This window comes from Sphingobium abikonense NBRC 16140, assembly GCF_001598335.1.
GTDB classification, from domain to species: Bacteria; Pseudomonadota; Alphaproteobacteria; order Sphingomonadales; family Sphingomonadaceae; genus Sphingobium; species Sphingobium abikonense.
Genome location: NZ_BCYT01000005.1, coordinates 43,734 through 65,726 on the forward strand (window position 1 = coordinate 43,734; position 21,993 = coordinate 65,726).

The window sequence follows — 21,993 nt, forward strand, 5'->3', positions numbered from 1 at the left end:
AGTTGGGGTTGCAAAAAATGCATCTTGCCATTTTTCGCATTTTCCTGCTCATTGCGGACAGGATGCTTGAAACCGGGAAGCGCGCCGTTCGATAAAGAGAATTGACGCGGCGCAGCGGATCGGCTTCGGACTTGTGACAGATTATGCGCAGATTGCCGCCCCTTACGGCCCTGGAGGCCTTTGTTCAGGTCGCCCGCCTTGGCTCCGTCAAGGCTGCCGCGGAGGAACTTGCCTTGTCGACGCCGGCGCTCAGCCGCCGCGTCCAGGCGCTGGAGCGATTCATTGGGCGGCCGTTGTTCGACCGCAAGCATCAGGCGCTGGAGATCAATCTCGACGGTCAGCGACTGCTCGATGATATCGCGCCAGCGCTGGATTCGCTCAGCCAGGCGCTGGAAAATATTCAGAGCGGGGGCAACCAGCTGCGCCTGCGGCTCGCCGTCATGCCGCTGTTCGCGACGCAGCGCTTGTTCCCGCATCTGGGTCGGCTGCGGCAACAGCATCCGCAACTGCATATCGACATTGAAACCACGCCCCATGCCGTGGCGCGGCTCGGCGAAGGATTGGACGCTGCGATCGTCCTGATGGCCAAGGACATTGATCCGGCGCTGTACGCGCATGAACTCGACCATGAGCAGGTCTATCTGATCGGACGGCGACAGTTGCTGGAAGGGCCTCAGGCGCTCAAATCGCCCGAGGAACTGGCGCAGCAGACGATCCTGCTCCACCGCGACATGGCCTTGTCCTTCGATGCTTGGAAGGAAGCCGCGGGCCTTCCCGACTTGCAACCACTGGCCGTCGACAATTATGATTCGGGCCAATTGATGCTGGAAGCGGCCGCGCAGGGGCTGGGCGTGGCCGTCATGCACGCCAGCCATTTCGAGCAGTCCAAGGACCCCCGGCTCGTGCGGCTGTTTCCCATCCACGTCGAAAGTCCCTATCGCTATTTCTTCGTGTGCCGCCCGCGCGCGCTTCAGACGCGGGCCGTACGCATCTTTCGCGACTGGCTTGTGGCCGCGGAAATCTAGGCCGCACAAGGCGATACGGTTCTTTAGCGCCACGCATTTAAGCCTTTCCTTGCGTGGCCGTTATGAAGGTCATGATCGGGGCACCATCTTCATCCGCCAATGCGCAACACGGGCTGACCGACCGCCTGGCACGGTGGGCGAAGGGACTGTCCGGGCGACCGGATGAGCCGCAGGAGGCTGAGGCGGCGACCCGACAGCGGGCCGGCACCGCCGCCAATCGCGAAATCAACCGGCGGCGTCAGCTTTATGCCGACATTGGCGACTTCCTCTTCGCGCATGATCTGGACCTGACGGCAATCAATTTCAGCGTCGCGCTCGATTATCTGACCGGCGCGAATATCGGCGTCGAAAAAGCCATTCGCGCCGTCATGATGGAACGCGGCAAGATCACCAATGGCTGGGTCGAAACCCTGGCCGCTGAACAGCGCGCGGATGAGGTCACGCCCGAATCGCTCGCCACCATGTTGGACAAGGTGGAGGAAAATCTCGACCAGTTCACCGGCCTGATGCACGAATCGCGCAAGTCAGCGAAGGATTATGGTGCGGCGTTGCAGGAGCAGGCGAAGGATCTGGCTGACGTGGCCGAGGGCGAGCCGGTGCTAGCCCGCCTGGTCGGGCTGACCCGGTCGATGGTCGAAAAAACGCGGGCCGTGGAAACTCAACTGCGCGAGAATCAGAAGCAGACGCAGGCGCTGAAATCCAGTCTGGAAACCGCCCGTCGCGCTGCCGAACAGGATCATCTGACCGGCCTGCCCAACCGCCGCGCCTTTGAAGCGCGGTTGCGGGACGAAGTCGCGGAGGCCCAGGCGGCGAACGAGTCCTTGTCCATCGCCTTTTGCGATATCGACCATTTCAAAGCCATCAACGACACCCACGGCCACGATACCGGCGACCGTGTGCTGAAATTCGTGGCGGGCTTGCTTGCCAAGGTATCGGATGATCGTTGTCATGTCGCGCGACATGGCGGCGAGGAATTCGTGATGCTGTTCAGGGGCAAGACGGCTGCAGAGACATGCGAAGCGGTCGACGAAGTGCGCGAAGACCTTGCCAGCCGCAGCTTGGTCAACCGCACCAATGGCGAACGCATGGACCGGGTGAGCTTTTCAGCGGGCGTCGCCAATGTTTTGGCCTTTGACGATCCCCGCGCCGCGCTCAAGGCTGCCGACCGCGCGCTGTATCTGGCCAAGGAACATGGCCGCAACCGCGTCTATCTGGCCGCCGAGACGGATTGACCGTTTGGCCGCGAAGGCCCGCCGGCCTTGGAATCCTAGAAATCAGGCTTTTCGTAATGCGGTGGCGGCGCGATGACCTCCATCCGTTCCGACAGAAGCGGGCGGAACGACGGTCGGGACTTGAATCCGGCATACCAGCGCCGCACAGGCTCATGCCCAGCCCAGTCGATGCCACCGAGATAATCGGCGACGGACAGGTGCGCGGCCGCAGCGATATCCGCCAAGCTGAGCGTGCCGCCCGCCATCCAGCTGCGATGATCGAGCAGATAGTCCATATAATCCATATGGACGTTCGCGCGCTTCATCGCTTCGCGCAATACGCGGGCGTCGGGCGGCGCGCGTTCAATCAGTCGCTTTTTCATGCGTTCATGCAAAAGCGGGCCGACTACGTCGCCATAGAAGCTCTGGTCGAAAAAGGCGGTCAGCCTGCGGACTTCGGCGCGCCCTGCGGCGGTCCCTGAGATAAGAGGGACCTTCTCCACCGTCTCTTCGAAATATTCGCAAATCGCCTGGCTGTCGAGCAGCGTGACGCCCCGTTCCTGATCCGTCATCACCGGCGTCAATCCGGCGGGATTGAGATCCAGAAATTCGTCGCGCATCGCCCATGGCGATTCGCGCACCAGATCATAGCCGATGCCCTTTTCGCCCAGCAGCAGCCGGACCTTGCGGGAAAAAGGGCATAGGGGGAATTGATAGAGCAGCCACATAGAAACCGTCTGTTAGGCGCAGGCGCGTCGCGGGGGAAGCGGCAAAAGCGATCGCATGACACCCATGGTCGTCCAGCGCATTGGCCAAAAGGATGGCGGCTGCCGAGCGCATCGCCCCTTTCGGCAACGGAAACCGGACGATAGAAGGGCGCCGATAATGGATTTCGCCTTGGAAAGGATAGCCGATGCCTGAAGATTTCTTCCCTGTGCCGCAAGCCTGGGTCGAGGCAGCCTATATGGATCGGGCCAAGCGCGAAGCCGATTATGCCCGCTCGATCGAAGACAGCGACGCCTATTGGCTGGAGAGGGCGCAGCGACTGGATTGGATAACCCCACCCACGCGCGCCGATGAAAGCAGTTTTGACGAAGCGGATTTCGGTATCAAATGGTTCGCGGACGGTGTCTTGAATGTCAGCGTCAATTGCGTGGACCGACACCTTGAAGAGCGTGGAGACCAGACCGCGATCATCTGGGAACCCGATTCGCCCGATGCCCAGACGCGCCGTTACAGCTATCGCCAGGTTCATGCCGAAATATGTCGCTTCGCCAATGTGCTCAAGGCAGCGGGCGCGAAGAAGGGCGACCGGATCACGATCTATCTGCCGATGATACCGGAAGCGGCGTTCGCGCTGCTCGCCTGCGCGCGGATCGGCGCGATCCATTCGGTGGTGTTCGGCGGCTTTTCACCCGATGCGCTGTGTGGTCGCATTCAAGATTGCGACTCCACCATCGTCGTGACCGCAGATGAAGGCTGCCGCGCGGGCCGAAAAGTGGCGCTCAAGGCCAATGTCGACGCAGCCCTCAACGACTGTCCCGGCGTCAAGTCGGTGATCGTGGTCAAGGCGACGGGATCCGATATCCCCATGACGCCGGGCCGCGACCTGTGGTTGCATGAAGAAGCGGAAAAGGTCGCAGCCGACTGCCCGGCCGAACCCATGCAGGCGGAGGACCCGCTGTTCATCCTCTATACCTCCGGCTCCACCGGTAAGCCCAAGGGCGTGCTTCATACGACCGGCGGCTATCTGCTCTGGGCCAGCCTGACCCATGAACTATGCTTCGACTATCGGCCGGGGGACGTCTATTGGTGCGCCGCCGATATCGGCTGGGTCACAGGCCACAGCTATATTGTTTATGGGCCGCTCGCCAATGGGGCGACGACGCTGATGTATGAAGGCGTGCCCAATCATCCCACGCCCGCGCGCATCTGGCAGATCGTGGATCGCCACCAGGTCCAGACCCTGTTCACCGCCCCCACGGCGCTGCGCGCGCTGATGAAAGAAGGCGACGACCATGTGAAGGCGACCAGTCGCGCATCGTTGCGCCTGCTCGGCACGGTTGGCGAGCCGATCAATCCCGAAGCCTGGCGCTGGTATCATCATGTGGTCGGCGAGGATCGCTGCCCGATCATCGACACCTGGTGGCAGACGGAAACCGGAGGGGCGATGATCGCGCCCATGCCCGGCGCAACTGATCTGAAACCCGGATCGGCGACCCTGCCCATGCCGGGCGTCGTGCCCCAGATCGTCGATGCCGAGGGCAAGGTCCTGGAAGGCGCGACCGAGGGCAATCTGGTCATCGCACGAAGCTGGCCTGGGCAGATGCGGACGGTCTGGGGCGATCATGACCGCTTCTTTCAAACCTATTTCACGACCTTCCCCGGCAAATATACGACCGGCGACGGCGCGCGGCGGGACGCGGACGGCTATTACTGGATCACGGGCCGGGTGGACGACGTCATTAACGTGTCGGGCCACCGCATGGGAACGGCGGAAGTCGAAAGCGCGCTGGTGCTGCATGAAAGCGTGGCGGAAGCGGCGGTGGTCGGCTTTCCTCACGATATCAAGGGCCAAGGCATTTACGCCTATGTCATGCTCAATAATGACGATGAAGCCAGTGACGAGCTGCGCAAGACGCTGGTGAACTGGGTGCGGCGGGAAATCGGCCCGATCGCGACGCCGGATGTGATCCAGTTCGCGCCGGGCCTGCCCAAGACCCGTTCCGGCAAGATCATGCGCCGGATCCTGCGCAAAATCGCCGAGGGGGAGGTGTCGGCACAGGCATTGGGCGACACCAGCACACTCGCCGACCCTTCCGTGGTGGATAATCTGGTCTCCAATCGTCAGGGTGGATAAGCGGGCCTGAGTGCCGGTTCCAGAGACGCAGGGAGCGAAATTTGACCCGTTATACCGTTGCCGCTCGGGCGCTGCACTGGATCATGGCGGCGCTCATCATCGCCAATCTGGTGCTTGGATTCGCGCATGAGGCGCTGCCGCGCGATTGGGGCGTCATGCCCCTTCACAAGTCGATCGGGCTGACGGTACTGGCGCTCACGGTCTGCCGCATCGTCTGGCGCCTGACACATCGGTCGCCGGCTCTCCCCAAGGAGATGCCGGGGTGGGAGAAGAGCGCAGCGCATGTCACGCATCTGGCCTTTTACGCCTTGATGCTGGCCGTTCCCCTGTCCGGCTGGATCATGACGTCCGCTGGCAGCCGACCGCTCACCTGGTTCGCCCTGTTCGACGTGCCCAAATTTGGGGTGGGTCGGGAGGACGCCCTCACTGGCCTGGCGCACGAAGCCCACGAACTGCTGCCATGGCTATGGAGCGCGCTGCTGCTGCTCCATATCGGCGCGGCGCTGCGTCATCATCTGGTGCTGAAGGATGATGTCTTGCGCCGCATGACCTGAACGGTGACCGCTAAGGGCTACCAGAGGCTATTGCCGCGATCACGCGGGCGTCAGAGCCTCTCGCCGGCGAGCAGCCGTGGCAATGCCCCCGATTGGCCTCGCGCTTCCGCCATGAAGCGGCCCTTGAGCATGGGCGTGCGCTGCACCATAGCCAGGCCCGCTCGCCGCGCCAGAGACGGCAGCTTGCCGGGAATATCGAACAGACGCACCAGACCGTCCATGGCGACACTGGTCATCAAGGCATCGAGGCCGCGCCAGCGCTGATAGCGCGCGAGCAGCTGCGCATCGCCAGGGTCTAGGCCCAGCCGCATGCCTTCTACCACCACCTCCACCAGCGCGGCGACATCGCGAAAACCCAGGTTCAAACCCTGGCCGGCGATGGGGTGGATCGCATGGGCACTATCCCCCACCAGCGCCAAGCGGGTATCCGTGATGCGCGCGGCATGGTGAAAGCCCAACGGATAGGAGGAACGCGGTCCGGCCAGGCTGATGTCTCCCAGGAAGCCGCCAATCCGCTTTTGCGCCTCTGCCAGCCAGGCCCGTTCGGATAATTTGAGCATGGCGGGCGCCTGACCCGTCGGCACGGTCCAGACCACAGCCGACCGGGTCCCTGGCAACATCGGCAGCAGGGCGAAGGGGCCGCCCACATAGAAAATCTCATACGCGGTATTGGCATGCGGTATCTCATGGTCGATCGCCGTGACCATGGCCGTGTGGCTATATTGCCAGCGGGTTGTGCGGATGCCCGCTGCTTCACGCGTCGGGCTGTTTCGCCCCTCGGCCGCGACCAGCAAGGGCGCACCGATCGTCGCGCCATTCTGCAACGTCAGTGTTACCCCATCGCTGCCGCGATCGACGGCCGTCGCGCGATCGGGCTGATAGAAGGTCAGATGATCGGCCTCCGCTGCCGTTTGCGCCAGCGCGATCCGCAGATCCCGGTTGGGGAACATCGTTCCCATCAGGCCGTCATCGGCATCGGGCACGAAATCCAGCGCGCCCCGTTCCAGCCCGTCGCTGACCCAGATGCGATCGATCGGGCAGCCCTTGCCATCCAGATGCCGCGCGACACCAATGGCCTGAAGCATGGCATAGCTTGTCGAACTGATCGCCGACACGCGTGCGTCGAACCCCGCCGCCGTCACATCGACAGGGTCGGCAGGATCGACGATGGCGGTCTTCACGCCATGTCCGGAAAGGGCGATGCCCAAGGTGAGGCCGACCAGCCCCCCGCCCAGGATGACGACGTCGTAGCGTTCCATGCCCTGTATCTAGGTCCTGCCGCGGGAAATGGAAAGACGGCCCGGCAGCGGACCAAGCGAAATCAGACGATATGTACCCAGCCTGCTGGATCGGTGACGGTGCCGCGCTGAATACCGGTCAGCTGCGCGCGCAACTTTTCAGTCACAATGCCGCCATCGCCGTTGCCGATCGTAAAGTCGCCACCGCTGCTCTTGACCGTGCCGATCGCCGTGACGACGGCAGCGGTGCCACAGGCAAAGGCCTCGCGCAGTCGGCCGCTGGCGGCATCGTCCCGCCATTGGCTGAAGCTATAGGGCTCCTCGCGCACGTCATGGCCATGGCCGCGAGCCAGATCGATAATCGACGCCCGCGTGATGCCGGGCAGGATGGTCCCACCAAGGGGCGGCGTCACGATCGACCCGTCATCCATGACGAAAAAGACGTTCATGCCGCCCAGTTCTTCGACCCATTTATTTTCGGCGGCGTCAAGAAAGACGACCTGGTCGCAGCCGTGACCGATCGCTTCCTTCTGCGCGATCAGGCTGGCGGCATAATTGCCGCCGCATTTGGCGGCGCCGGTCCCACCGCGCGCGGCGCGGCTATAATGTTCCGACACCCACAAGGTCACAGCCTTGCTGCCACCCTTGAAATAGGCGCCGGCGGGCGAGGCGATGACACAGAATATATATTCATTGGACGGACGCACGCCCAGGAATGTCTCGCTCGCGAACAGGAAGGGGCGCAGATACAGGCTGCCTTCACCCTCGGGAATCCAGTCCGCGTCGATCTTCACCAGTTCAGCGACGGCCTCCAGAAACAGGTCCTGGGGAAGCGCCGGCATGGCCATGCGCTCTGCCGATTCCCTGAACCGACGGGCATTTTCTTCCGGTCGGAACATGGCGATTTGGCCATCGTTCAAGCGATAGGCCTTCATGCCTTCGAAGATTTCCTGGGCATAATGCAGCACCGCGCAGGCAGGATCCATCTGGAAGGGTTCGCGTGGACCCACCTTATGGCTGTGCCACCCCTGTCCTTCCGTGTAACGGATGGTCACCATATGATCGGTAAACACTCGGCCAAAACCCGGGTCGGCAAGCAGGATCGCGCGCTGGTCCGCTGCCACAGCCTGGCTGCTGCGAGTGACGGTGAAGCGCGACTTCTGCTCGACGTCCATGGCGGGACTCCTTGTGCATGAATAGGACGCGCCGCCTATGTCACAGAGCAGCGCGCGAAACAATTGGTCATCTATGCTGACCTAATAAACAGGCACAGGGCCACCGCGTCCTCGATGGCCCCTTCCAGATCGGCGAACGGCTCGCTATCGCCATGCCATGCACTTTTTTTCCGACAATGCGACGCCTGTTTGCCCGGACGTCATGGCCGCCATCGCCGCCGCCGACCGGGCGGATCATGGCTATGATGGCGACGCATGGAGCGCGCGACTGGACGATGCCTTCTCCGCCTTGTTCGGAACACCGGTGCAGGCCCTGTGGATCGCCAGCGGAACGGCGGCGAACAGCATCGCGCTCGCTTGCCTCTGCCCCCCTTATGGCGGCGTGATTGCCCATGAAGAGGCGCATATCGTCGTGGACGAGTGCGGCGCGCCGGGGTTCTTCACCCATGGCGCGACGCTGATGCCGCTGCCGGGTGTCGGGGCGAAACTGACACCGGACGCCATTCGCGACCGGCTGAAGGCGATCAGGCCGGATGTGCATCAGGTGCCAACCCGCGCCATCAGCATCACCAACGCCACCGAATATGGCCTTGTCTACACGCCGCAAGAGGTCGCGGCGCTGAGCGATGTCGCCAAGGCGCATGGTCTGGGATTGCACATGGATGGCGCCCGGTTCGCCAACGCCGTGGCGCATCTGGGCTGCGCGCCGGCAGATGTGACATGGCGTGCGGGCGTGGATGCGCTGACCTTTGGCTGCGTGAAAAATGGCGGCATGATCGGCGAGGCGCTGCTCTTCTTCGGTCCGCAGGCGCGGGACCGTGCAGGAGAGGCGCGGCGCTGGCGCAAGCGGTCGGGGCATCTTTTCTCCAAAGGGCGCTATCTCGCCGCGCAATTGCTGGCGATGATCGAAAATGACCTGTGGCTTCGCAACGCCAGCGCAGCGAATGTGGCGGCCCAGCTCCTCGCCAAAGGGGCGGGAAACCGTTTGATGCACCCTGTCGAGGCCAATGAACTGTTCGTGCGCCTGACGGCCGAGGAAGCCGCGACGTTGCGTGCCCAGGGCTTTGATTTTCACGATTGGGGACATGGAGCCGCGCGACTGGTCACAAACTGGTCGCAGGACGAAGCCGCCGTCGCGCCGCTTGCTGCGGCACTCGCCCGGCTTTGATCGTGGCTGACGCGCCATCGGTTCCTGCCGACACAGCCAAGGCAGTCCTGATTCCCTTCGCGCTTGTCACGCTGATCTGGAGTTCGACCTGGATCGTGATCCGAGACCAGCTGGGCAGCGTGCCGCCCAGCTGGTCGGTCTGCTACCGCTTTTTGCTGGCCGGGATCGCCATGGCGATCTTCGCGCGCTTACGCGGCGTGTCGCTTCGCATCGGCGGGGCGGGCATGCTGTTCGCCGGCTTGCTTGGCACCGCGCAATTCGTGCTCAACTTCAATTTTGTCTATCGCGCCGAGCAGCATCTGACCTCCGGCGTCGTCGCTGTCGTTTACGCGATGCTGCTGATTCCCAATTCGCTTCTTGCCTTCCTCGCCTTTCGTCAGCCGGTCACGCGCGGTTTCATCGTCGGATCGGCAATTGCGACGGCGGGGATCGTCATGATGCTGGTCCATGAATATCGCGCGGCTGACGTCGCGCCGGACGCCATATTGCTGGGCGCGGCCTTCTCGATACTGGGGTTGCTGAGCGCGTCAGCGGCCAATGTCATGCAGGGCACCGAAATTGCCCGACGGCTTCCCATGATGGCCGTGCTGACATGGGCGATGCTGATCGGCGCGGCGATCGACGCCGTCTTTGCATGGGTCACGGCAGGCGCCCCTGTCATCGAGTGGCGGCTGAGCTATCTGGCCGGCATCGCCTATCTGGGCATTGCCGGGTCGGTCGTAACCTTTCCGCTTTATTTTCGCCTGATCCAGACGATCGGCGCGGGGCGCGCCGCCTATACGTCCGTCCTGATACCGGTGATCGCGATGCTCATTTCCACGCTGTTTGAAGGCTATCGCTGGACTGGTTTCGCCGCGCCGGGGGCTTTGCTGGCAATTGCTGGCATGGTCGTCGCCCTGCGGTCAAAAAAGGCTTAGCTTCTGCCCGGCTGATAGCGCTGCTTGGTGCTGTTCACGCGCTCGATCAGGCTGGAGAGGGACGACGCCTGGACTCTTCTAGCCTGCGGCGCCGATGGTTGATGCATTCGGTCGGAAACAGCTGCAAAGGCCTGGTCGAAGCGGGTCATCAAATATCCTCTTGGAACGATGGCCCTTTGTCGCGCAGTGTGGGTTAACAAGGCGTAAACCACACCGCGCCGCTCAAAGGCAGGCGCGCAGACCTTCGACATAGGTGGGATAGCGTGGAGCCCAGCCCAGCAAGCGCTTTGCACGACCATTGGCGACCCTGCGATTTTCCGCATAAAAGCCCCGCGCCATGGGGGACAGCCCGGCTGCGTCGAGCGACTGGAGCGGTGGCCATGGCGTCCCGACCAGATCGCACGCCAGTTCGATCACTCGATTTTGCGCGCAGGGCAGATCGTCGGCCAGATTATAGATGCCGGGCGGCCCTTCAAACGAGGCGATCACGCCCGTCACGATATCATCGACATGGACGCGGCTGAAAATCTGGTCAGTAAGGTCGATCCGATGGGCGCGTCCTTCGAGCACGCGGTCGATCGCGGAGCGGCCGGGGCCATAGGTGCCCGGAAGGCGAAATCGGCGCATATCGTCCCGCAAGCCGCCCCAATCCTCATCCGCCTGCGCGCGGGCCGTACGGCGACCAAGACCGATTGGCGCGCTTTCATCCACCCACGCGCCCTTGGTGTCGCCATAGACGCCGGTAGAGGAGAGATAGCCGGTCCAGACGGCGGGTGCGGCGGCGATGGCTGGCCCATAGCGATCAAGCACGGGGTCGACATCGCCAGCAGGTGGCACGGACGAGAGAATGTGACTGGCCTCAGCCAAAGCAGAACGAACGGCGCTGTCATCATCAAAAGCGAGGATTTCGGACCCGGTATCACCCGTGCGCCGAATGCCGGTCACGCGCCAGCCCTGCTCACGCAACCGATCCGCCAGTTGCGAAGCAGTATATCCCATGCCTAAAATAAGCATGTGGGGCATCAAAGGATCAGCCGGCCGGGGTCAGACCGTGAAGCTTTCGCCGCAGCCGCAGCTGCCCTTGGCATTGGGATTGTTGAACACGAAGCCGGCGGTGAAGTCATCCTCGACCCAATCCATGGTCGACCCGACAAGATACAGGACCGATGCGCCGTCAATGTAGAAGGTGCCGCCGGGCGTTTCGATCTTTTCGTCGAACTTGGCCTCTTCCGCAACATAATCGACCGAATAGGCAAGGCCCGAACAGCCCCGTCGCGGGGTCGACAGCTTGACGCCGATCGTCCCCTCGGGCGCCTGCGCCATCAGGTCCGCGATGCGCGCCTCGGCATTGGGCGTCAGGTTGACGGCAGCGGGGCGGGCGCGCGCTTTGGTTTCTGTCGTCATTACAGCATTCCCAATTCGAGTTTGGCCTCGTCGCTCATCTTCTGCGGGTCCCATGGCGGGTCCCAGACGAGGTTGACCTCCGCATCGCCGACGCCCGGTACGGCGCCGACGCGCAGTTCCACTTCACCCGGCATGGATTCAGCGACCGGGCAGTGCGGCGTCGTCAACGTCATGGTGACGGCGACATGCCCTTCGTTGATATCCACGCCATAGATCAGGCCCAGATCATAGATATTGACCGGAATTTCCGGGTCGTAAATTTCCTTGAGCGCGTCGATCACCGCTTCATACAGGTCGCCGCCCGGCTCTCCGACAGGTTGCGGCGCGGGCGGCTGTGACAGAAATCCGTCCAGATAGTCGCGCTGGCGTGGAGCAGGCTCAGCCGCGTCTACCCGCGCCTTCGGCGGCGCGTCGACGGCCTCCACTTCCTCGACCATGATTCTGCGTTCGTCGGTCATCCGAAAATCTTCCTTACCCGCGCCAGACCCTGCACCAGCGCGTCCACATCGCTATCATCGCTATACAGGCCGAAGCTGGCCCGCGCGGTCGCGTCAACACCCAGATGGTTCATCAACGGCTGGGCGCAATGATGGCCGGCCCGGATGGCGACGCCGCCTTCATCCAATATGGTGCCGACGTCGTGCGGATGAACCCCCTGAAGTTCAAAAGAGAGGATTCCAGCCGAAGTGTCCGGTCCAAACAGCCTTACGCTATTCAAATCCTCAAGCGCCGATCGCGCCTTTGCGACGAGCGCGCATTCATGCGCATGGATCGCATCTAGCCCGATCGCCTGCACATAATCGATCGCGGCCGACAGGCCGACCACGCCGGTGATATGCGGGGTGCCCGCTTCGAAACGCGTCGGCGCAGGGGCATAGCTCGTCTTTTCGAACGTCACCTTGTCGATCATGGACCCGCCGCCCTGATAGGGAGGCATCATCTCCAGCAGTTCCTGGCGCGCCCACAGCACGCCGATGCCGGTCGGGCCATAAAGCTTGTGCGCGGAAAAAACGTAGAAGTCGCAGTCAAGCGCGGCCATATCGACGGCAATGCGCGGGACGGCCTGGCAGCCGTCGATCAGGATTTTGGCGCCCACGCCATGTGCGATGTCGGCCGCGCGGCGGCAGTCTAGGACGCTGCCCAGCACATTGGAAACATGCGCCAGCGCCACCATCTTGTGCGCGGACGTGATCATCGCCGCCATGGCGTCAAGGTCGATACAGCCATCCTGCGTCAGTGGCACGACGTCGATCTGTGCGCCGACTTGTTCGGCCACGATCTGCCAGGGGACGATATTGCTGTGATGCTCCAGCGTGGACAGCAGAATGCGATCGCCCGCCTTGAGCTGCGTGCTCGCCCAGCTGTGCGCGGCAAGGTTGATCCCCTCGGTCGCGCCGCGCACATAGATAATCTCGGCATCAGACGCCGCGCCGATGAACTGCGCGACCTTTCGCCGCGCGGCTTCATAGGCCAGCGTCATATTGGCCGAGCGTTCATAGACGCCGCGATGCACGGTCGCATAGTCGGCCCCATAAGCGCGGGCGATGGCGTCGATCACGGCCTGGGGCTTTTGCGCGGTCGCGGCGCTGTCGAGATAATGCCAGTCGCCGACACCGGGAAAATCGTCCCGCAGGCGCAGCCCTTGAGCGAGGTCGGTCATACCAGCGTCTCCAGCTTCGCGATCGCGGCAGCCTCCAGCCGGTCCTTCACCGCTTCGTCGCTCACATCGTCGAATACGCCGGCGACGAACGCCTTGAGCAACAATGTCTTGGCCGTGGCCGGGTCCATGCCGCGGCTCGCCATGTAGAACAGCGCCTGCCGATCCAGTTCGCCGACCGTCGCCCCGTGCGCGCATTTGACGTCGTCGGCAAAGATTTCCAGTTCCGGCTTGGCGTTGGCGGTGGCGGTGCGATCGAGCAGCATCGCCTTGACCGACTGAAAGGCATCGGTGCGCTGCGCGTCACGCGCGACGTTGATGCTGCCCAGATAGCTGCCGGTGGCGCGCTGGCCCAAAATCGACCGGATCGTCTGGCCACTGGTCGCATCCGGCTCGGCATGCGTGACGCTGGTCACGATTTCCAGAGTCTGGTCGCCGCCGCCGATGATCGCGCCGTTGAGTTCGAAATGCGATCCCTTACCCAGCGTGACGGCGAAGGTTACGCGACCGAGCTTTCCGCCGATGTTCAGCACATGGAAGTCGCAGCGCGCGCCGTCGGCGATTGCGATGACATAATCATGCACGGCGGTCGCTCCGTCCGCCGCGTCCTGCAACAGATGGCAGCGCGCCGTTTCACCAGCGGCCACATCGATGCACGTGGGTGCGGGCAGCGGCCAGAGAGTCGCCAGCGCGGCGATATCGCTATAGCGCCACGCTTCGTCGCGCCGCGTCGGAAATATCATGCTGGTCATTTCGCGCTGTCCCGGATGAGCGCGAACAGCAGGCCCAGCCCCGCCCCCCACATGATAGCCGCCGCGCCGAACTGGGTGGCGCTGCTGACCGAAGCATAGAAGGAGGGGGCGAAGCTGATCACCAGCCCGTCGAGCATCAGCGCCGTCAGGGTTCCCCACGCCATCAGCGGTGCCAGACGCCCGGGGCTGCAGCGCGTCGCCAGCCGCAATATGTCGACCGTGAACCAGCTTGTGACGATGATGGCGGCAAAGGCGATGGCGGACATTTCGCCCCCGTCAAACAGGAAGGGGAAATAATGCACGACACGCGCCGCTGCGAGCCACAGGACCGCGCCGATCAGGATCGCGATCAGCCTTTGCCTGCGAAACGTCACGCCATCACCTCCGCATATCCTTCGCGCTCCAACTCCAGCGCCAGTTCCGGGCCGCCTGACTTGACGATCCGGCCGCCGGCCAGGACGTGCACATAGTCCGGCTTCACATAATCGAGCAGCCGCTGATAATGGGTGATGAGCAACACCGCCTTGTCGGGCTTGCGCATGATCGCATTGATGCCGGCACCCACGATCTTGAGCGCGTCGATGTCGAGCCCGGAGTCGGTTTCATCGAGGATCGCCAGCTTGGGATCGAGAATGCCCATCTGCACCATTTCGGCGCGCTTCTTCTCACCGCCGGAAAAGCCGACATTCACCGGACGCTTCAGCATCTCCATGTCGAGGCCGAGCAGCGCCGCCTTGTCTTTGGCCAGACGAATGAACTCGCCGCCATTCAGTTCCGCTTCGCCGCGTGCGCGCTTCTGGCTGTTGAGGCTTTCGCGCAGAAATTGCAGGTTGGAGACGCCGGGTATCTCGACCGGATATTGAAACCCCAGGAACAGCCCGGCGGCCGCGCGCTCATGCGGGTCCAAGCTGAACAAGTTCACACCGTCAAAGGCGGCCTCGCCACCCGTCACCTCATAGCCGGGACGACCGCCCAGCGTATAGGCCAGCGTCGACTTGCCAGCGCCGTTCGGCCCCATGATCGCGTGGATTTCCCCCGCCTTGATCGAGAGCGACAGGCCCTTGAGGATCGGCTTGCCGTCGATTTCATTGGTGAGGTCGTTGATCGTCAGCATTGGGTTACCCCTTGTGCGCGCGCTGGAGCGTCCGCGCGGTCCAGAAGGCCATGTCGCGCACGTCACCCGGCGCGGGGAACAGCGTATCGATATGGCGCTTGATCGGCATATAGGGCCACCAGTCCGCGCCGGGTTCGGGCGCGCCCTTTTCCAGGACGCCGGTTACGAATTCGGTCACGGGCTCCATACGGGCGAGGTTGGGGGCCTTGGCCTTGTGAAACGCCTTGTCGGTCTTCAGCCGCTCGGTGAACGCCGCGTCGCCCTTTTCCAGCGCAGCGCGACATTCAGCCTGATAGGCATCGAGATCGCCGAAATCCTTGCGCGCGCGCGCTTCCAGCTCGCCCTCCTCCAGCTCATAATCCTCGGTCAGGATGCGGATGGCGGCCGTCCATGACTGGCCATTGCCCACATCCTCCGCGAAATCGGCGAGGGCATCCTGAATATCGTCTTCGTCGCTCAAAATTCTTGTCCTTACCATAGACTGATCGTTGGATCGCCAGATGCAGATATGGCACGGGCCGTCCACGCCATCCGTCGTCCTGTTTCGGCTACAAAAGCACTCTGTTGATTTTCATTTGGTAGCTGACCGCCGGCATCAACATAGGATTCGGATAGCACCTTCAACGAAAGGCATTCAGGCGCTGACTCATACTTTGCACCCCTGTCACGAACGACAAGCAAACATTTCTCAGCTCCTAATTGGAATGCCTTTGCAGCACTAAGCGCCGCATCGTCACTCCCGCAAGCGCTACAAAAGAGAAGAGCTGCGCCTAATACATTCTTCACCCCACGCTGCCCTCCAGCGAGATGCCGAGCAGCTTCTGCGCCTCGACCGCAAACTCCATCGGCAGCTGTTGCAGCACTTCCTTGGCGAAGCCGTTGACGATCAGCGACACCGCGCTTTCCGTGTCCAGCCCGCGCTGCATCGCGTAGAAAAGCTGGTCGTCGCTGATCTTGCTCGTCGTCGCCTCATGCTCGATCTGCGCCGAGGGGTTGCGCACCTCGATATAGGGCACGGTATGCGCGCCGCACTGATCGCCCAGCAAAAGGCTGTCGCACTGGGTGAAGTTGCGCACCCCTTCCGCGCCCGGCGCCACCCGCACCAGCCCGCGATAGGTGTTGTTGCTGCGGCCCGCGCTGATCCCCTTGGACACGATGGTCGAGCGGGTGCCCTTGCCATTGTGGATCATCTTTGTGCCGGTGTCGGCCTGCTGCCTGTTGTTGGTCAGCGCGACCGAATAGAATTCGCCGACGCTGTTTTCGCCATTCAGCACGCAGCTGGGATATTTCCATGTGATCGCAGAGCCGGTTTCGACCTGCGTCCACGAAACCTTGCTGTTGCGGCCCTGGCAGAGCGCCCGCTTGGTCACGAAATTATAGATACCGCCCTTGCCGTTCTCGTCGCCGGGATACCAGTTCTGAACGGTGCTGTACTTGATCTCGGCATCGTCCAGCGCGACCAGTTCGACCACGGCCGCATGCAGCTGATTCTCGTCGCGCATCGGCGCGGTGCAGCCTTCGAGATAGGAGACATAGCTCCCTTCGTCGGCGACGATCAGCGTGCGCTCGAACTGTCCCGTATTCTCGGCATTGATGCGAAAATAGGTGCTGAGCTCCATCGGGCAACGCACGCCCTTGGGAATATAGACGAAGGTGCCGTCGGAAAAGACCGCGCAATTCAAGGTGGCGAAATAGTTGTCGTGCATCGGCACGACCTTCCCCAGCCATTTCTTTACGAGGTCAGGAAATTCGCGCACCGCCTCACTGATCGAGCGGAAGATGACGCCCGCCTCCTCCAGTTCCTCGCGGAAGGTGGTGGCAACCGAGACGCTGTCGAATACCGCATCCACGGCAACCTTGCGGCTGCCCTTCACCCCGGCGAGCATTTCCTGCTCGGCGATCGGGATGCCCAGTTTCTGGTAGGTGGCGAGGATTTCGGGATCAACCTCATCAAGGCTGTTCAGCTCCGCCCTCTTCTTGGGCTCGGCATAATAATAGGCGTCCTGATAATCGATCGGCGGGACGTTGAGCTTGGCCCAGTCCGGCGATTCCATCGTCTGCCATTGGGCAAAGGCCTTCAGCCGCCAGTCGAGCAGCCATTGCGGCTCCTGCTTCTTGGCGGAAATGAAGCGGACCGTATCCTCGTTCAGCCCCTTGGGCGCGAAATCCTGCTCGATCGCGGACGACCAGCCATGCTCGTAGGTGGACGCACGCTCGGCGGCCTCCAGTGCTTCCTGATTGCGTATGGTCGTCACGTCGTCGGTCATGCCATCTCTCTCGTCAAACTCGCGATCGTCACTCCGGCCAGCGCCTGGCGGATCGCATTGTTCGCGACATTCATGTGCGGGCGGATGCGGCAATCCCGTTCCAGATTGCAGTCATGCGCGCCCATTTCAGCGCAGGCGGTCATGGCGATCGGCCCTTCGACCGCTTCCACCACATCCGCCAGCGTGATCGCGGCGGGCGGACGGGACAGGCGGACCCCGCCGCCAGTACCCCGACTCGATTCGAGCAGTCCCGCCCCCGATAACCGGCTCACCAGCTTTTGCGCGGTGGGCAGCGGAATGCCGGTTTCAGCGGCCAGGGTCGTCGCGTTCATCCGCGCGGCCCCGCAATGGCGCGCAGCCGCACTCATCAGCACCACGGCATAATCAGCGAAACTCGACAAGCGCATTGCGAACCATTCTCAAATCAGATCGAATCCATCCGATTGCGCATGTGGTCCCCCGCGCGGCGGGAATCAAGGGTTTTTATGACAGGCGGTTGAGAACCGCGACGTCGCTGCCCAGGGATCGGCGCAGCAATGTCAGCTGCGCGACCGCCGATGGCTCGGTCTGCAACTGATGGGGTGTCAGGCCGATGAAATGCTTGATTTCGCGAATAAAATGCGACTGGTCGTAAAAGCCGGCCTCCTCGCATAATTGCTGCCAGCTTTCGCCGTCCAGCGCGATCCGGGCGGAGCAGCGCAGCGCCCGATATTTGCGCGCCAGCAATTTGGGTGGCGCGCCATAATAACGGTTGGTGAGCCGCGCCAGCTGGCGCTGGGACAGGCCGGTCGCTTCCGCCAGCGCTTCGATGCGCGGCGACCCTTCGCCGATCAGCCAGGCATCGACAGCGGCGAGCAATTCCCAGCTGGCCTTGCGCAACGGTTGCACAATCCGCCCAAGCTGTGTCCAGACCAGATTCGCCATGGCCTCGCCCTCCCCTTCATCCATGGCGCGCAGGCGATCCAGCATCGCGGCAAAAGCGCCGTCGCGGGCGTCGGTGAAATCGAGCAGCCGGTCGGCCAGATCGCTGGCGTCCCTGCCGCACAAGGATATCCAGCCGGCAGGCAGCAAGGAAATGCCGAGCACGCGCGCCGGGCCGTCCAGCACGAATCGCGTCGCCCCCATCGTCGGTCCGAGCAGGCAGACAGGCGGCGTCGCGACCTTCACGCCGTCCTGAAACTGATAATGGCCGCTGCCCGTCAGCATGAAGCGCAATTGTGGCACGTCGGCGCGCGTGGCGTCGGCATAGGACTCGGCGGTCACGCTGAAATGATAGATGGACCCGAAATAGAGCCGCAGATGTTCGGGCGGCGGCATATAATGCAGCCGCACCGGCCCCTGCGCCGCAGCCACCGCGTAGGACAGCGGTCCCCGTTCATCCGGCAGCGCGACTGCGCTCGCCGGCTTAGATGCCTGATGCGACCCCATATTTTCACCCCGGCGCTCACTATGCGCGTGACGTCACAATACGCAAGAGGCATGAAGTCCAGTGGCCAACCGCCCCTTGGACGGCGAAAGGGCAAAAAATGACCCGGCGACTTTCATCGCCGGGTCAGGAAAAGGTCTCGTTGGCCATAGGGCCTAGGAGCCTTCGGGTCGCAGGAGCGCTTTACGCCCGAATCGTTGAAAGTTTATTGGACAGAACGGACATTTCTTCGTCCGAAACGGTCTCATTGATGACGTTTGCTGTCATTAAGTAACGCAAACGCGAGCGCGTTGCGCTCATGCCACCCTGACTCGACGGCGATGAACGGCGCTGGCATAGCGCGGCCATGTCCTATCGCCTGATCCGCCCCCTGCTCTTCGCGCTGGACCCTGAACGCGCGCATAATCTGTCGATCGCCGCCCTGCGCATGATGCCGACGGCGCAGCCATTGCCCACTAACCCGATGCTGGAAAGCCATGTGGCCGGCCTGCGCTTCCCCAACCCCGTTGGCCTTGCCGCGGGCTATGACAAGGACGGGCGGGTAGCGCACAAGATGCACGGGCTGGGCTTTGGCTTTGCCGAACTCGGCACGCTGACGCCGCTGGCGCAGCCCGGCAATCCCCAGCCCCGTCTGTTTCGCCTGGTCGAGGACAAGGCCGTCATCAACCGCTTCGGCTTCAACAATGGTGGTCAGGGCGCAGCGGCCGACCGGATCGCGCGCTATCGTCGGCCAAAGGGTGAAGGCCCGGTGATTGGCATCAATATCGGCGCGAACAAGGATGCGACGGCAGCAGGCCGGGGCATCGCCGATTATGTCACCGGCGTCACCTGCATGGCGCCGCTGGCCGATTATCTGACGGTCAACATCTCCTCCCCCAACACGCCCGGATTGCGGGCGCTTCAGGATCGCGCGGCGCTCGATGATCTGCTGGGGGCGGTGATGGCGGCGCGCGGCGCGGACCCGACGCCCATTTTCCTGAAAGTGGCGCCCGATCTGACGCCGGCAGACATGGAGGACATTGCCGCTGCCTGCATCGACCACGCGATAGATGCGCTCATCGTGTCCAACACCACCGTCAGCCGGCCGGCGCTGCGGTCCGTCCACGCCGCCGAAGCCGGCGGTCTGTCCGGCGCTCCGCTGACCGACCTGTCGCTGGCCCGGCTGCGCGATTTCCGGCGGCTTCTGGGCACACGCCTGCCCCTGATCGGGGTAGGCGGCATCGCCAGTGCGCAGCACGCCTATGACCGGATCCGCGCCGGCGCATCGCTGGTGCAGATTTACAGCGCTTTGGTCTATGAAGGCCCCTGGCTGGCGCGGCGCATCAATAGCGGCCTGAAGGCGCTGATGACGCGCGATGGGGTGCGCACCATCGCCGAATTGGTGGGAAGCGACGCCTGATCCGTTCAGGAAAGCCATGATGATGCTATCGAAAAGGTTGCGGCATGTCGCAGAGCGCCTAGGGTGCCGGTCATGACGTTCCGCCTCCCGGCCGCACTGGCCCCGCTCGCCCTTCTTGCCATCGCCGCGCCCGCGCCTCTGCTGGCCCGCACTCCGGTTGCCCTCAATGCCACCGTGTCTGCCGCCGATCCGCGCGCGGCTCAGGCCGGGCAGGAGATATTGCGTCAGGGTGGCAGCGCCACCGACGCCGCGATCGCCATGATGCTGACACTCGGCGTCGTCGAACCGCATAATAGCGGCATCGGCGGCGGCGGATTCCTGATGCATCATGATGGCGACACGGGCCTGCTGGAATCGATCGACGGGCGCGAAACCGCCCCGGCGGCCGCACGGCCCGACCGTTTCCTTGGTGCTGATGGCAAGCCCCTGCCCTTCATTCAGGCGTGGCCGGGCGGTTATTCGGTGGGCGTGCCGGGCAATTTGCGCCTGGCGTGGGACGCGCACCGCAAATGGGGCAAGCTGCCCTGGGCCGACCTGTTCCAGCCGGCGATCAAGCTGGCGCAGGACGGGTTTGAACTGGGTGAGCGCACCGCCACCGCGCTCGACCGACTGAAGGATATCTGGAAGGATTTTCCGGAAATCCAATCCTACTTCTGGGTCGATGGCGCACCGCCGCCGGTCGGCACTCTGCTCAAGAACCCGCCGCTCGCCGCGCTCTACAAACAGGTCGCGGCGGAAGGACCGGACGCATTTTACCTTGGCGAAAACGCGCAGGCGATCGCCAAGGCGGTGACGGAGGCGCCCAAAAATCCGGTGCCGATGACGACGGCGGATCTTGCCGGATATACCGCTAAAATGCGCAAACCCGTGTGCGGCAAATATCGCGGCTATACCGTGTGCGGCATGGGTCCGGCATCGGCCGGCGGCGTCACCGTGCTGGAAATATTGGGCATGGTCGAGCGCTTCCCGCTCGGTCAATGGGGCAAGGACGATCCGCGCAGCTGGCATGTGATCGGCGAAGCGATGCAACTGGCCTATGCCGATCGCGACACCTGGCTGGGCGATCCCGACTTCGTATCGGTGCCGGTGGCCGGCATGATCGACCCCGCTTATCTGAAGCGCCGGTCCGCCATGATCCGGCTGGACCGATCGTTGCGCACCTATGAACCGGGCACGCCCCCCGGCGCGCAGCCGCGCACCGCCGCCGGGCCGCAGCCTGAAGTGGGCACCAGCCATTTCGTCGCGGTCGATCGCAATGGCGACGTTGCCAGCTGGACCTCCACCATCGAAAGCTTCTTTGGCAGCCAGCTGGTCGCCAATGGCGTGATCCTGAACAATGAACTGACAGATTTCAGCTTTGCGCCGGAAAAGGACGGGAAGCTGGTCGCCAACCGTGTCGAGCCGGGCAAGCGCCCATTGTCCTCCATGTCGCCAACGATCGTCTATGACGACAAGAGCGTGCCCATCTTCACCGTGGGCGCGGCTGGCGGCCGGACCATCATCATGCAGGTGGCCAAGGCGCTGATCGCGCATTTCGACTGGGGCCTGTCAGCGCAGGATTCGATCGCGCACGGGCTCATCTATTACAACAAGGATGGTCTGGTGCTGGAGCAGGGCACGTCGCTGGAGGCGATGAAGGGTCCGCTGGAAAAGCTGGGCCATCATGTCACGATCAGCCCGCTCGGCCTCAAGGCCAATGCGGCCGAGCGTACGGCGGACGGCCACTGGGTCGGCGCGGCGGACCCGCGCAGCCCGGGCGTATCCCTGCAGGAGTGACGGGATAAGGCGCCGCTGCGCCCTGTCCGGCAACCCTCCAAATAACCGCA

The 21,993-nt window shown here is 63.1% G+C and carries 23 protein-coding genes; 8 read left to right on the forward strand and 15 right to left on the reverse strand.

The genetic code is table 11. From position 1 onward, the window contains the following. Window positions 1-143: 143 nt before the first annotated feature. Both SAB01S_RS07305 and SAB01S_RS07310 read left to right on the forward strand, forming a co-directional pair. Window positions 144-1,025 (forward strand): LysR substrate-binding domain-containing protein, encoded by an 882-nt coding sequence (locus SAB01S_RS07305; protein WP_062732418.1) that lies wholly within the window; start codon window positions 144-146, stop codon window positions 1,023-1,025. A gap of 71 nt (window positions 1,026-1,096) precedes the next feature. Beyond that, entirely contained in the window at window positions 1,097-2,257 is a 1,161-nt protein-coding gene (locus SAB01S_RS07310) for a GGDEF domain-containing protein (protein WP_062732638.1), read from the forward strand. Between the two features lie 35 nt (window positions 2,258-2,292). Here the strand turns inward: SAB01S_RS07310 and SAB01S_RS07315 are convergent, their stop codons facing one another. Next, the gene (locus SAB01S_RS07315) at window positions 2,293-2,964 is read right to left on the reverse strand and encodes a glutathione S-transferase family protein (protein ID WP_062732419.1); all 672 of its coding nucleotides are present in this window, start codon (window positions 2,962-2,964) and stop codon (window positions 2,293-2,295) included. A gap of 185 nt (window positions 2,965-3,149) precedes the next feature. On the opposite strand from SAB01S_RS07315, the gene acs reads away from it, so the two are divergent. After that, the gene (gene acs / locus SAB01S_RS07320; protein WP_062732420.1) at window positions 3,150-5,096 is read left to right on the forward strand and encodes an acetate--CoA ligase; all 1,947 of its coding nucleotides are present in this window, start codon (window positions 3,150-3,152) and stop codon (window positions 5,094-5,096) included. A 41-nt stretch (window positions 5,097-5,137) separates the two neighbouring features. Next, the gene (locus tag SAB01S_RS07325; protein ID WP_062732421.1) at window positions 5,138-5,650 is read left to right on the forward strand and encodes a cytochrome b; all 513 of its coding nucleotides are present in this window, start codon (window positions 5,138-5,140) and stop codon (window positions 5,648-5,650) included. A 50-nt stretch (window positions 5,651-5,700) separates the two neighbouring features. Here the strand turns inward: SAB01S_RS07325 and SAB01S_RS07330 are convergent, their stop codons facing one another. Together SAB01S_RS07330 and SAB01S_RS07335 are read right to left on the reverse strand one after the other, a co-directional pair. After that, a complete protein-coding gene (locus SAB01S_RS07330) occupies window positions 5,701-6,909 on the reverse strand; it encodes an FAD-dependent monooxygenase (RefSeq protein WP_062732422.1) in 1,209 nt (402 codons plus the stop codon). Between the two features lie 62 nt (window positions 6,910-6,971). Then, the gene (locus tag SAB01S_RS07335; protein WP_062732423.1) at window positions 6,972-8,063 is read right to left on the reverse strand and encodes a branched-chain amino acid aminotransferase; all 1,092 of its coding nucleotides are present in this window, start codon (window positions 8,061-8,063) and stop codon (window positions 6,972-6,974) included. Between the two features lie 157 nt (window positions 8,064-8,220). Between SAB01S_RS07335 and SAB01S_RS07340 the strand changes: the two genes are divergently transcribed. Further along, window positions 8,221-9,231 carry a threonine aldolase family protein gene (locus tag SAB01S_RS07340; RefSeq protein WP_062732424.1) on the forward strand — a complete coding sequence of 337 codons (1,011 nt, stop codon included), beginning with the start codon at window positions 8,221-8,223 and terminating at the stop codon, window positions 9,229-9,231. Window positions 9,232-9,233: 2 nt separating this feature from the next. Next, on the forward strand, window positions 9,234-10,148 hold the full coding sequence (locus SAB01S_RS07345; protein WP_062732639.1) for a DMT family transporter: 915 nt from the start codon (window positions 9,234-9,236) through the stop codon (window positions 10,146-10,148). Here SAB01S_RS07345 and SAB01S_RS18420 read toward each other — a convergent pair. The 12 genes from SAB01S_RS18420 to SAB01S_RS07400 all read right to left on the reverse strand — a co-directional run bounded on the left by SAB01S_RS18420 (window position 10,145) and on the right by SAB01S_RS07400 (window position 18,770). Then, on the reverse strand, window positions 10,145-10,297 hold the full coding sequence (locus SAB01S_RS18420; RefSeq protein WP_157078291.1) for a hypothetical protein: 153 nt from the start codon (window positions 10,295-10,297) through the stop codon (window positions 10,145-10,147). The genes SAB01S_RS07345 and SAB01S_RS18420 overlap by 4 nt on opposite strands. Before the next feature lie 73 nt (window positions 10,298-10,370). Beyond that, a complete protein-coding gene (locus SAB01S_RS07350) occupies window positions 10,371-11,171 on the reverse strand; it encodes a Rossmann-fold NAD(P)-binding domain-containing protein (RefSeq protein ID WP_062732425.1) in 801 nt (266 codons plus the stop codon). A 21-nt stretch (window positions 11,172-11,192) separates the two neighbouring features. Then, on the reverse strand, window positions 11,193-11,552 hold the full coding sequence (locus tag SAB01S_RS07355; RefSeq protein ID WP_062732426.1) for a HesB/IscA family protein: 360 nt from the start codon (window positions 11,550-11,552) through the stop codon (window positions 11,193-11,195). Beyond that, complete coding sequence (locus SAB01S_RS07360) at window positions 11,552-12,010, reverse strand: SUF system Fe-S cluster assembly protein (protein WP_062732427.1); 459 nt, start codon at window positions 12,008-12,010, stop codon at window positions 11,552-11,554. Before SAB01S_RS07360 ends, SAB01S_RS07355 begins: the two co-directional genes overlap by 1 nt. Further along, entirely contained in the window at window positions 12,007-13,212 is a 1,206-nt protein-coding gene (locus SAB01S_RS07365; RefSeq protein ID WP_062732428.1) for a cysteine desulfurase, read from the reverse strand. Before SAB01S_RS07365 ends, SAB01S_RS07360 begins: the two co-directional genes overlap by 4 nt. Then, window positions 13,209-13,961: a SufD family Fe-S cluster assembly protein gene (locus tag SAB01S_RS07370; RefSeq protein ID WP_062732429.1), complete on the reverse strand. Its 753-nt coding sequence runs from the start codon at window positions 13,959-13,961 to the stop codon at window positions 13,209-13,211. The genes SAB01S_RS07365 and SAB01S_RS07370 overlap by 4 nt, the downstream gene beginning before the upstream one ends. Next, window positions 13,958-14,335 carry a hypothetical protein gene (locus tag SAB01S_RS07375; RefSeq protein ID WP_062732430.1) on the reverse strand — a complete coding sequence of 126 codons (378 nt, stop codon included), beginning with the start codon at window positions 14,333-14,335 and terminating at the stop codon, window positions 13,958-13,960. Before SAB01S_RS07375 ends, SAB01S_RS07370 begins: the two co-directional genes overlap by 4 nt. After that, the gene (gene sufC, locus SAB01S_RS07380) at window positions 14,332-15,075 is read right to left on the reverse strand and encodes a Fe-S cluster assembly ATPase SufC (RefSeq protein ID WP_062732431.1); all 744 of its coding nucleotides are present in this window, start codon (window positions 15,073-15,075) and stop codon (window positions 14,332-14,334) included. The genes SAB01S_RS07375 and sufC overlap by 4 nt, the downstream gene beginning before the upstream one ends. A 4-nt stretch (window positions 15,076-15,079) precedes the next feature. After that, a complete protein-coding gene (locus SAB01S_RS07385) occupies window positions 15,080-15,535 on the reverse strand; it encodes a hypothetical protein (RefSeq protein WP_021226735.1) in 456 nt (151 codons plus the stop codon). A 322-nt stretch (window positions 15,536-15,857) separates the two neighbouring features. Then, a complete protein-coding gene (sufB, locus tag SAB01S_RS07390) occupies window positions 15,858-17,342 on the reverse strand; it encodes a Fe-S cluster assembly protein SufB (protein WP_062732432.1) in 1,485 nt (494 codons plus the stop codon). Further along, window positions 17,339-17,749 (reverse strand): RrF2 family transcriptional regulator, encoded by a 411-nt coding sequence (locus SAB01S_RS07395; RefSeq protein WP_021226733.1) that lies wholly within the window; start codon window positions 17,747-17,749, stop codon window positions 17,339-17,341. Before SAB01S_RS07395 ends, sufB begins: the two co-directional genes overlap by 4 nt. A gap of 76 nt (window positions 17,750-17,825) precedes the next feature. Beyond that, a complete protein-coding gene (locus SAB01S_RS07400) occupies window positions 17,826-18,770 on the reverse strand; it encodes a helix-turn-helix transcriptional regulator (protein WP_062732433.1) in 945 nt (314 codons plus the stop codon). A 344-nt stretch (window positions 18,771-19,114) separates the two neighbouring features. Between SAB01S_RS07400 and SAB01S_RS07405 the strand changes: the two genes are divergently transcribed. Continuing rightward, window positions 19,115-20,167 (forward strand): quinone-dependent dihydroorotate dehydrogenase, encoded by a 1,053-nt coding sequence (locus SAB01S_RS07405; protein WP_062732434.1) that lies wholly within the window; start codon window positions 19,115-19,117, stop codon window positions 20,165-20,167. Window positions 20,168-20,239: 72 nt separating this feature from the next. Further along, window positions 20,240-21,943 (forward strand): gamma-glutamyltransferase, encoded by a 1,704-nt coding sequence (gene ggt, locus SAB01S_RS07410; RefSeq protein ID WP_062732435.1) that lies wholly within the window; start codon window positions 20,240-20,242, stop codon window positions 21,941-21,943. The last annotated feature ends 50 nt before the right edge of the window (window positions 21,944-21,993 follow it).

Coding starts and splice junctions, on each gene's coding strand:
- SAB01S_RS18420 (WP_157078291.1), bottom strand. CDS start 10,297: ATGACCCGCTTCGACCAGGCCTTTGCAGCTGTTTCCGACCGAATGCAT.
- SAB01S_RS07405 (WP_062732434.1), top strand. CDS start 19,115: ATGTCCTATCGCCTGATCCGCCCCCTGCTCTTCGCGCTGGACCCTGAA.
- SAB01S_RS07335 (WP_062732423.1), bottom strand. CDS start 8,063: ATGGACGTCGAGCAGAAGTCGCGCTTCACCGTCACTCGCAGCAGCCAG.
- SAB01S_RS07365 (WP_062732428.1), bottom strand. CDS start 13,212: ATGACCGACCTCGCTCAAGGGCTGCGCCTGCGGGACGATTTTCCCGGT.
- ggt (WP_062732435.1), top strand. CDS start 20,240: ATGACGTTCCGCCTCCCGGCCGCACTGGCCCCGCTCGCCCTTCTTGCC.
- SAB01S_RS07360 (WP_062732427.1), bottom strand. CDS start 12,010: ATGACCGACGAACGCAGAATCATGGTCGAGGAAGTGGAGGCCGTCGAC.
- SAB01S_RS07395 (WP_021226733.1), bottom strand. CDS start 17,749: ATGCGCTTGTCGAGTTTCGCTGATTATGCCGTGGTGCTGATGAGTGCG.
- SAB01S_RS07330 (WP_062732422.1), bottom strand. CDS start 6,909: ATGGAACGCTACGACGTCGTCATCCTGGGCGGGGGGCTGGTCGGCCTC.
- SAB01S_RS07340 (WP_062732424.1), top strand. CDS start 8,221: ATGCACTTTTTTTCCGACAATGCGACGCCTGTTTGCCCGGACGTCATG.
- SAB01S_RS07400 (WP_062732433.1), bottom strand. CDS start 18,770: ATGGGGTCGCATCAGGCATCTAAGCCGGCGAGCGCAGTCGCGCTGCCG.
- SAB01S_RS07355 (WP_062732426.1), bottom strand. CDS start 11,552: ATGACGACAGAAACCAAAGCGCGCGCCCGCCCCGCTGCCGTCAACCTG.
- SAB01S_RS07350 (WP_062732425.1), bottom strand. CDS start 11,171: ATGCCCCACATGCTTATTTTAGGCATGGGATATACTGCTTCGCAACTG.
- SAB01S_RS07310 (WP_062732638.1), top strand. CDS start 1,097: ATGATCGGGGCACCATCTTCATCCGCCAATGCGCAACACGGGCTGACC.
- sufC (WP_062732431.1), bottom strand. CDS start 15,075: ATGCTGACGATCAACGACCTCACCAATGAAATCGACGGCAAGCCGATC.
- SAB01S_RS07305 (WP_062732418.1), top strand. CDS start 144: ATGCGCAGATTGCCGCCCCTTACGGCCCTGGAGGCCTTTGTTCAGGTC.
- SAB01S_RS07315 (WP_062732419.1), bottom strand. CDS start 2,964: ATGTGGCTGCTCTATCAATTCCCCCTATGCCCTTTTTCCCGCAAGGTC.
- acs (WP_062732420.1), top strand. CDS start 3,150: ATGCCTGAAGATTTCTTCCCTGTGCCGCAAGCCTGGGTCGAGGCAGCC.
- SAB01S_RS07370 (WP_062732429.1), bottom strand. CDS start 13,961: ATGACCAGCATGATATTTCCGACGCGGCGCGACGAAGCGTGGCGCTAT.
- sufB (WP_062732432.1), bottom strand. CDS start 17,342: ATGACCGACGACGTGACGACCATACGCAATCAGGAAGCACTGGAGGCC.